This is a genomic window from Rhodococcus sp. C26F (genome assembly GCF_053345925.1).
In genome coordinates this window covers 103,056-112,071 of sequence record NZ_JBKFBA010000010.1, presented here as the reverse complement: position 1 = coordinate 112,071, position 9,016 = coordinate 103,056, and the positions used below count along the sequence as shown (strand labels likewise).

Here is a 9,016-nt window from a genome sequence, read left to right as displayed (position 1 = left end):
GGTCGCCTCGGGTGTTTCCGGGGTCAGCTGCCGTTGAAGAACTTCCGCAGCCGCGTGGACAGCGGATGGGTGACGTTGAAGCTCCCGCCGCGGACCTTGCCTGTCACCACGACGTGCAGCGGTCCGTACGGCGCTCCGCCGCGCACCTTCGACGACACGCTCGACGCGACGTTCTCGACGCCGTTGACGTCGGCCGTGGCCTCGGCGGGGAGCACGATGTTGATCGAGCTGAGGTAGTCGCTCACGTCGATCCGCACGACCTGCGTCTGCATCACCGCTTCGGTGAAGTCGAGGGTCACGGAGGACGCGACGGTGTCGAGAACGATGGCGGGCGGCACGTGCCAGCGACCCTTGCGTTCGATGCCGGAGACGCGGCCCTTGATCACGAGAGGAGCGCCCTGGCCGGTCGCGGGGAAAGCAGCTGCACTCGGCGCCGGGTAGCCGGCCGCACTCGGCGCCGGATAGTGCGCCTGCGACATGCCCGGCAGATTCTGTTCCTGGAACTCGGGCCGGATCTGGATACCGGGCAGGTCGACGAGCACCTGGTTCAGGTCGCCTCGGGTCTTGGCCGCGAGGACGGTGTCCATCCGTTCGGTGAACTCCCCGAGCGAGAGCATTCCCTGCCCGACCGCCCGCTGCAGAAGTTCGCCGACGTGCTCGCGCTCGGCGTCCGACACCCGCAGATCCTTCGATTCCATGCCCCCGAGCTTAACGGGACGAACGGTATGCCTCCGAAGTCGTCGGGGCCACTGTGCGGGGCGCTATTCGAGGCCCTGTTCGATGACGTAGCGGGTGAGTTCGACGCGGTTGGCGAGCTGCAGTTTGCGTAGCGTCGCTTGGACGTGGTTCTCCACCGTGCGGTGGCTGAGCGTCAGTCGCGCTGCGATCTGTTTCGCCGACAACCCTTTCGCGACGAGACGCAACACTTCGGTCTCCCGGCCGGTCAGGGTCGGTGGGGGTCTCCGGTCGGCGACGTCGTTCGACATCCGGCGGTACTCGCCGAGCACGAGCCCGGCCAGTCCGGGGGTGAAGACGGCCTGTCCCCGCGCGGTCGCGAGAACGGCGTCGACGAGTTCGTGCACCGAGGCGCTCTTCACGAGATAGCCGGACGCGCCCGCCTTGACCGCGCCGAGGACGTCGTCGCGTTCGGAGGACGCCGACAGGACCAGCACCCGGCTGTCCGGGGAGACCTCGAGGACCGCGCGGGTCGCCTCGGTGCCGGTGCCGTCGGGCATCGCCATGTCCATGAGCACGACGTCGGGGCGGACGACGGCGGCACGGCGCGCGGCGCTCGCGACACCGTCGGCCTCGGCGACGACGGTGAACCCGGCCTCTTCGAGGTCACGTCCGACGGCGTTGCGCCAGATCGGGTGGTCGTCGACCACCATCACGCTGACGGTGCTGCGTTCCTCTGTGGTGTTCTCGTGTGTTTCCGCGCTGATCTCGGCCACTCATTCCCCCTTCGGTACCCGGATCTCCCATTCGGTTCCTTCGCCTACGTCGCTGTCGAGCAGTGCGACGCCGCCGAGCCATTCCGCTCGCCCGACGATCGACTTGGACACCCCCATGCGTCCCTGTTCGCGAGCTTCGTCGAGTCTGCCCGGTTCGATCCCGACGCCGTCGTCCCGGATGCTGAGTACGATCTCGTCGCCGAGATCCTCGAGGAGGATGTAGGCGGCGGCACCGGCGCCGGCGTGCAGTTGCGTGTTCGACAGCGCCGCTGTCGTGAGCGCCGCGAGTTCCTCCGCTCGATCCCGCGGGATCATGATCGGGTCGGCGGGCGCGGACACCGTCGCACCGGTCCCGGCCCGGGCTCGGACGAGGGCGGTGAGGTCGGCATGCTCACCGCCGCGGTCGACGTCGGTGTCCTGTTCGGAGATCAGCTGCCGCAGCGCGGTCTCCTGTTCGCGGGCCAACTCGGCGAGTTCCGTCGCATCACCGCCCAGCTCGAGTCCGCGCCGCTGCACGAGCGCGAGCACCTGCAGCACGCCGTCGTGCACCTGCCGGGCGAGCCGGTCCCGTTCCTCGGTGGCCGCTGCCACGCGCACGGCCTGCTCGAGTTGCCGGTGCGCACTGCGCGCGGTGGTGGTGGCGAAACCCATCGCCACACCGCACGCGACGAGCACCGGCGCCGTCGCGTCGCGCCACAGGTCCAAGTTGATCTGATCGCGCACCACCGCGCTGACGACGGACATCAGCAGCGCCGAGCCGATGCCCGTGAGCGGACCGCCGAGGATCGCGGCCGACAGCACGGCGTTGGCGACCCACAGCGTGGTGGGCATGGTCTGGTGGTTGCTGTACCAGTCGTGGTCGGCGACCAGCCGGGTCGCCGCCATCAACGCGACGGCGAGGATCTGGTCCACCACGGTGACCGTGCGCCGCAATCGTGCCTCGCGGGAGAGCAACACCGCCGAGACGAGCGACCATGTCACGAGCACCCCGACGAAGAACCACGACAGGCCCGGACGGGTGTAGTTCACAACGGTCGAGAACTGCGATCCCACCGCATATGCGACGGTCACGAGCCGGAAGACCTGGGCGGCCCGCCACAGGGGCGCATCCGCATCGGGACCGGTCGGAGACGGCCTCATGTGTACGTTTCGCACCTTTCGTCACAGTAGGTGGGGCGAGTGAATCCAACCACTCCGCGCCTCCAACGGTGACCGCCCCATCCTGTGACCGTCCGCACAGTGGTTTGATTTGAAGTCGTGCTGAGGTCGTACCGAGCTGTCGCCGCTACCTTGCGGAGTCGTTGGCCGCTCTACATGGTCTCCATGGGCGCGTCGAACCTGTTCGGTGCGATGCTCGTGTTCGCCTTCGTCCGGTACGGCATCCCCATCGCCGAGACCGACGCCATCATCGCGGATCGGGTCCGCAACTTCGCGGTCTTCGCGGTGTACCTGGTCTTCGCCGGCATCGTGAGCCTCGGTGCCGCGGCGATCACGCTGCGCTCGGTCGTCCGGTGGCAGCTCCGTGGCGGCCCGCCCACCCGGGCCGAACAGATGGCGGCCCTGCACGCCCCGTTGCGACAGGCGATCGTGCACCTCGGCCTGTGGCTGCTCGGCGGCGTGCTCTTCGTCTTCCTCACCGCCGAGGAGATGCCGTCGCTCGCGGTGGCGGTCTCGGTCACCGTCGCGATGGCCGCGACCAGCACTTTCGGTTTCACCTACATGCTCGGTGAACGCATCCTGCGGCCGGTCGCCGCGCGGGCGCTGAGCGAGGGAAACTTCGACCGGACGATGGCTCCCGGCGTCGGCACGCGCCTGGCCATGACCTGGGGCCTGGGCACGCTCATGCCGGTCGCCGGGATCGTGCTGCTGTGCGTGACGCAGTTGAGCGCCAACACCGACTTCGACGCCGACGCACTCGCCCTGTCCGTGCTCGCGCTCGCCGTGGCGTCGATCGGTCTCGCGCTCGTGTTGTCGCTGCTGACGTCGGCGCAGATCTCCGACCCGATCAAGCAGTTGCGCTGGGCGATCGAACGCGTGCAGCGCGGTGCCTCGGGAGTGCAGGTCGAGGTGTTCGACGGCAGCGAGATCGGACGCCTGCAGGTCGGCTTCAACCGCATGATGGCCGAGTCCGACGAACGCCGGCGTCTGCGGGAGTTGTTCGGTCAGCACGTCGGCGAGGACGTCGCGCGCCGGGCCCTGCAGTACGGCACCGAACTCGGCGGTGAGACGCGCTACGTCGCGGTGCTGTTCGTCGACATGGTGGGTTCGACGGCGACGGCCGCCGAGCGCCCGCCGAGCGAGGTCGTCGAGCTGCTCAACGAGTTCTTCCGTGTCGTCGTCGAGGTGGTCGACCACCATCACGGCTTCGTCAACAAGTTCATGGGCGACGCGGCATTGGTGATCTTCGGCGCTCCCCTCGACCGGCCCGACGCCCCCACGGCGGCGCTCGCGGCGGCCCGCGAACTGCGTTTCGCTCTGGACGAGATCACCGGACTCGATGTCGGGATCGGCGTGTCGGCGGGACTCGCGGTGGCCGGCAACATCGGCGCGGCGGAGCGCTTCGAGTACACGGTGATCGGCGACCCGGTCAACGAGGCCTCGCGCCTGACCGAGCTCGCGAAACTGCGTCCGAGCAGGGTTCTCGCGTCGTCGAGCGCGTTGTACTTCGCGGACGACGAGGAGCGCAGCCACTGGGAACTCGGCGACGAGGTGCAGCTGCGCGGCCGGCGGCGGATGACCCATCTCGCATGGCCGGTTCGCTATCCCGGAGCCCCCGGAGACGCGAACGGGACGGACGAATCGAACCCTTCGACGGACGAGTGACGGCCCGTCCCGCGACACCCGCGAACGACGCGGAACGGCCATAGCGCCCTCTTCGTGACCCGACGGTCGGTTACGGTGAACAGCGTGGCGCAGCCGCACGACGATCCTCCATGCCCCGACGCCACGCCGCGTCGGGGCTCGTTCCGGTGGATCAAGTGGGTATCGGCGATCGCCCTCGTGGCCCTGCTGACGGTCGAGGCGATCTACCTGTGGCCGACGATGAGCGACTCGTGGCGCGCGGTCACGGAGATGCACTGGGGCTGGTTCGCGGCGGCCGTGCTGGCGCAGATGATCTCCCTCAGCGGCTTCGCGGGAGTGCAGCAGCGACTGCTCCGCGCCGGCGGGGTCCGCGTCGGGCACTGGCGGTCGGCGTCGGTGATCTACGGCAGCACGGCGATGGCGGTGACCCTGCCCGCAGGACCGGTCTTCTCCACGGCCTTCACCTACAAGCAGACCCGCAAGTGGGGTGCGACCCCCGTGGTCGCCTCGTGGCAACTCGCAGTCTCCGGCGTCATCGCGGCCGTGACCCTGGCGTCGGTGGGCATGATCGGCGCGTTCGCGGTGGGCAGCCGGATCAGCCCCGTCACTCTCGTGTTGTCGCTCGCGGGCGCGATCGCGTTGATCTTCGGCCTGCGGTACGTCGCGAAGAACCCCACGTCGATCGAAGCGGCGGGCACGTGGGTGCTCCATCGGGTCAACCGCATCACGAGGAAGCCGAGGGACACCGGCTTCGACGTCTTCGAACGCACCCTCGCGCAGCTCGAGTCCGTCGAACTCGCGCGTCGCGACGGTGTGGCCGCGGTGGCGTGGTCGGCCGTGCACCGTGCAGCCGATGTCGCGTGCCTCGGACTGGCGTGCTGGGCCGTCGGCGGCTCCCCGTCGGTGGCGGGGTTGTTCATCGCGTTCGCGGCAGCGAAGGCCGTGGGCAGCGTGCCGCTCGCGCCGGGCGGCCTCGGATTCGTGGACGGCACCCTCATCGCGACGCTCACCGCTGCCGGGCTGAGCGCGTCGCAGTCGCTGGCAGCGGTCTTCGTGTACCGGATGGTGAGCTTCGCGTTCGTGGCCCTGACCGGCTGGGCCACCGTCGCCGCGATGTACCGGGGCAACGGACCCGACGAGATCGATCCGATCGCCGAGCGCGCAGAACACGAGCGCAGCGCCCTGGAGCGGCGGCGTCGTCCGGTCGAGAATCCCGAGCCGGCGTGATCCGCCTCACAATGTAGTTGCGCAAGCAACTATTTGGTGGCATGGTTGTCGGCAAGCAGTTGAAAGTTTAATCATCGAGGAGGACCACCATGACCACCGCCACCACCACCTTCCCCGGCCTGACCACCGGCACCTGGGCCATCGACCCCGTCCACTCGAACGTGGGCTTCACCGTCCGGCACCTCGTCGTCAGCAAGGTTCGCGGCACCTTCGAGAACTTCTCCGGCGCCATCACCGTCGCCGAGGACGGCACCGCATCGGTGAACGCCGAGATCGACGTCAAGTCGATCAACACCAAGAACGCCGACCGCGACGCGCACGTCCGCTCCGCCGACTTCTTCGACGCCGAGCAGTTCCCCGTCGCCACCTTCACCTCGACCGACGTGCGTGCCGACGGTGACGACTACATCGTCACGGGCGACTTCACGCTCCACGGCGTCACCCGCCCGGTCGACCTGAAGCTCGAGTTCAACGGCGTCAACCCCGGCATGGGCCAGGGCCCGGTCGCCGGCTTCGAGGCCACCACCGTTATCAACCGCAAGGATTTCGGCATCAGCATCGAGATGCCGCTCGAAGGCGGCGGAGCCGTCGTCGGCGACAAGATCACCATCACCCTCGAGATCGAGGCCGGTCTGCAGGCCTGACCTCTCTCGCACAGACAGCGCCCCTGCTCCGGCAGGGGCGCTGTCGCGTTCCACCCGCTCTACCGGCCCGGATCGTGCTCGAGAGCACGCGCCGGAGATTCCGACGCGCCCCGCGCCGCCGCTACTCTGGACCCGTGAAGAAGTACATCCCGGCGTTGGCGATCGACGTCGTTCTCGTCGTCGTATTCGCCGTGCTCGGTCGTTCCAGTCACGACGAAGTGCTCGATCTCGTGGGGCTCGCAGGAACGGCGTGGCCGTTCCTCGGCGGCCTCACCGTCGGATGGTTCTTCACCGCGTGGCTCTACCGCGACAAGTTCGACGCCTTCGCGGCCGTTCCCACCGGACTGCTCGTGTGGGTGAGCACCCTCGTCGTGGGGATGCTGCTGCGGGCCGTCACCGGTCAGGGCACCGCGACCGCCTTCATCATCGTCGCGACGATCTTCCTGGGCCTGTTCCTGGTGGGCTGGCGCGTGGTCGTCGGACTGCTCCAGCGCCGCAAGGTCGACGCTCACTGACCTCGCCGAGGTCGACCAGTACCGACCCTCCGGTCGCAGCTCTCACACTCGCACGCGAAGTGTGATCTGCGACCGCGGGATACGCGAATTTTTCGCGCTCGCGCCCCGTGCGGTGGAACAGTGGAGATCATGTCCACGCTGGAACCACCTACTCTGACCGGGTCGCGATCCGACCATCGGTTCTTCGGTCAGCCACTACCCCTGGCCAACCTGTTCGGTGTCGAGATGTGGGAGCGATTCTCCTTCTACGGCATGCAGGGCATTCTGATCTACTACCTGTACTACTCGGCATCCGAGGGCGGGTTGGGGATCAGCCAGGGGGCCGCGACCTCCATCGTCGGCGCCTACGGCGGCACGGTCTACCTGTCGACGATTCTCGGGGCGTGGATCGCCGACCGGCTGCTGGGTTCCGAACGGACCCTGTTCTACAGCGCCGTGCTCATCATGTTCGGCCACATCGCGCTCGCGGTGCTGCCCGGTTTCGTCGGAGTCGGTGTCGGCCTGGTGCTGGTCGCGTTCGGTAGCGGTGGTCTGAAGGCCACGGCGACGTCGATCGTCGGCGATCTCTACGACGAGCAGGACCCCCGACGCGACGCCGGTTTCTCCATCTTCTACATGGGCGTGAATATCGGCGCGCTCGTCGGCCCGCTGCTCACCGGCTTCCTGCAGACGCGCTACGGCTTCCACTGGGGCTTCGGTCTCGCCGCGGTCGGCATGTTCCTCGGCCTGCTGCAGTACACGATCTACCGCAAGCATCTCGGCGACATCGGCAAGGTGCCGCCGCATCCGCTTCCCGCCGAGACGCGCACGAAAGCCGCCGGGATCGGTCTGGTCGCCGTGGTCCTCATCGCGGTCGCCGCGCTGACCGGCCTCGTCACGACGAGCAACATGTCCGACATCGTCGTCGCCCTGACCATCATCGCGACGATCACCTACTTCGTCATCATGCTGTCGAGCAAGCAGATCACGCCGGTCGAGCGCAGCCGGGTGCTGTCGTTCATCCCGATGTTCATCGCGAGCGCGGTGTTCTGGTCGCTCTTCCAGCAGCAGTTCACGATGGTCGCCGTCTACGCCGACACACGCCTGGACCGCGATCTGTTCGGGTGGGAGTTCCCGCCGTCCTGGGTGCAGTCGATCAACCCGGTCTTCATCATCCTGTTCGCGGGTGTCTTCGCCGCCGTGTGGACCAAACTCGGACCGCGTCAGCCCTCGTCGCCCATCAAGTTCGCCGCGGGCACGATCATCATGGGTATCGCCTTCCTGTGCTTCATCCCCATGGCCGGTGGCGGCCCCAACAGCGCTCCGCTGCTCGGACTGGTCTTCATCCTGCTGCTGTTCACCTTCGCCGAGCTGTTCCTGTCCCCCGTCGGACTGTCGCTGTCGACGAAGCTCGCACCGAAGAACTTCCACACCCAGATGGTCGCGTTGTTCTACCTGTCCGTCGCATGCGGCACGGCCATGGCCGGCACCCTTGCCGGGTTCTACGACGAGAACAACGAGGTGCCGTACTACCTGTGGATCGGTGGAGCGTCGATCGCAGTGGGCGTCGTGCTGGCCCTGTTCGCGCCGCGCATCAAGAAGCTCATGCACGGCGTGCAGTGACACCGCTGCACAGAGCGCTGCACAGAGACACCGCTCAGCGGAGAGCGAGCCATACCGCCAACCCGAACCCTGCAAGCGCGACACCCACGCGCAGCAGGTTCGGGGGTATGCGCCGCACGAGCGGCGGACCGCAGTAGCCACCGGCGAACGCGCCGACGGCCATCGCGGCCGCCGCACCCCAGTGCACGGGTCCGAAGACGGCGAACCCGATCGCCGCGACCAGGTTGGCGACGCCGAGCAGGTAGCTCTTGAGGATGCTCGCGCGCCAAATCTGCTCGGACGTGCAGATCAGCACCAGCGCGTAGAAGACGACGCCGGCGCCGGCACCGAAGTATCCGCCGTAGACCGCGACGACGAAGACCGCCACGGAGAACACCCGCGGCAGGTCGCGGCCGCCGGCCAGAGTGCGGATGCGTGGCTGGAGCAGCAGCGCGAGAGCGGCGAGCGCGACGAATCCCGGAACGATCGCTTCGAACGAGTCGGGCGGGGCGACGAGCAGGACGGCCGCCCCCACCACACCGCCGAGCGCGGCGTAGAGCGTCCACCACCACACGCGGGGGCCGGTGTCGACGACCTCCCGCGTCGAGTTCGTCAACGCCCCGACACCGACACCGACCATCGCAACGGTGTTGGTGACGTTCGCCGCGACCGGCGGGAGGCCGACGGCGAGCAACGCCGGATACGAGACGATCGACGCCAGGCCGGTGACGAACCCGACGACACCCGCGAAGAATCCGGCAACCACGAGCAGTGCCAGGTCGAGGACGGTCACGAT

9 protein-coding genes are annotated in these 9,016 nt (G+C 68.2%); 5 read left to right on the top strand and 4 right to left on the bottom strand.

Annotated features, from left to right (window positions below; genetic code table 11):
- Positions 1–23: 23 nt before the first annotated feature.
- From ACLBYD_RS13900 to macS, 3 genes are all read right to left on the bottom strand, one after another.
- Positions 24–698, bottom strand: coding sequence for a DUF1707 SHOCT-like domain-containing protein (locus tag ACLBYD_RS13900; protein WP_447816901.1), 675 nt, complete (start codon positions 696–698; stop codon positions 24–26).
- A 63-nt stretch (positions 699–761) separates the two neighbouring features.
- A complete protein-coding gene (locus ACLBYD_RS13895) occupies positions 762–1,388 on the bottom strand; it encodes a response regulator (protein ID WP_060650815.1) in 627 nt (208 codons plus the stop codon).
- A gap of 63 nt (positions 1,389–1,451) precedes the next feature.
- Complete coding sequence (gene macS, locus ACLBYD_RS13890) at positions 1,452–2,591, bottom strand: MacS family sensor histidine kinase (protein ID WP_447816900.1); 1,140 nt, start codon at positions 2,589–2,591, stop codon at positions 1,452–1,454.
- 174 nt (positions 2,592–2,765) lie between these two features.
- On the opposite strand from macS, the gene ACLBYD_RS13885 reads away from it, so the two are divergent.
- From ACLBYD_RS13885 to ACLBYD_RS13865, 5 genes are all read left to right on the top strand, one after another.
- Positions 2,766–4,274, top strand: coding sequence for an adenylate/guanylate cyclase domain-containing protein (locus ACLBYD_RS13885; RefSeq protein ID WP_447816930.1), 1,509 nt, complete (start codon positions 2,766–2,768; stop codon positions 4,272–4,274).
- A gap of 84 nt (positions 4,275–4,358) precedes the next feature.
- Complete coding sequence (locus ACLBYD_RS13880; RefSeq protein ID WP_447816899.1) at positions 4,359–5,480, top strand: lysylphosphatidylglycerol synthase transmembrane domain-containing protein; 1,122 nt, start codon at positions 4,359–4,361, stop codon at positions 5,478–5,480.
- 89 nt (positions 5,481–5,569) lie between these two features.
- Entirely contained in the window at positions 5,570–6,124 is a 555-nt protein-coding gene (locus ACLBYD_RS13875) for a YceI family protein (protein ID WP_447816898.1), read from the top strand.
- Between the two features lie 134 nt (positions 6,125–6,258).
- Complete coding sequence (locus ACLBYD_RS13870) at positions 6,259–6,639, top strand: DUF3054 domain-containing protein (RefSeq protein WP_271038068.1); 381 nt, start codon at positions 6,259–6,261, stop codon at positions 6,637–6,639.
- Between the two features lie 129 nt (positions 6,640–6,768).
- Complete coding sequence (locus ACLBYD_RS13865) at positions 6,769–8,241, top strand: peptide MFS transporter (RefSeq protein ID WP_447816897.1); 1,473 nt, start codon at positions 6,769–6,771, stop codon at positions 8,239–8,241.
- A 34-nt stretch (positions 8,242–8,275) separates the two neighbouring features.
- On the opposite strand, the gene ACLBYD_RS13860 is transcribed toward ACLBYD_RS13865, so the two are convergent.
- A complete protein-coding gene (locus ACLBYD_RS13860) occupies positions 8,276–9,013 on the bottom strand; it encodes a sulfite exporter TauE/SafE family protein (RefSeq protein WP_447816896.1) in 738 nt (245 codons plus the stop codon).
- Between the last annotated feature and the right edge of the window lie 3 nt (positions 9,014–9,016).

Excerpts from the sequence above, each read along its gene's own strand:
- ACLBYD_RS13875 (WP_447816898.1), top strand. The coding sequence starts at position 5,570 with ATGACCACCGCCACCACCACCTTCCCCGGCCTGACCACCGGCACCTGG.
- ACLBYD_RS13885 (WP_447816930.1), top strand. The coding sequence starts at position 2,766 with ATGGTCTCCATGGGCGCGTCGAACCTGTTCGGTGCGATGCTCGTGTTC.
- ACLBYD_RS13900 (WP_447816901.1), bottom strand. The coding sequence starts at position 698 with ATGGAATCGAAGGATCTGCGGGTGTCGGACGCCGAGCGCGAGCACGTC.
- ACLBYD_RS13865 (WP_447816897.1), top strand. The coding sequence starts at position 6,769 with ATGTCCACGCTGGAACCACCTACTCTGACCGGGTCGCGATCCGACCAT.
- macS (WP_447816900.1), bottom strand. The coding sequence starts at position 2,591 with ATGAGGCCGTCTCCGACCGGTCCCGATGCGGATGCGCCCCTGTGGCGG.
- ACLBYD_RS13895 (WP_060650815.1), bottom strand. The coding sequence starts at position 1,388 with ATGGTGGTCGACGACCACCCGATCTGGCGCAACGCCGTCGGACGTGAC.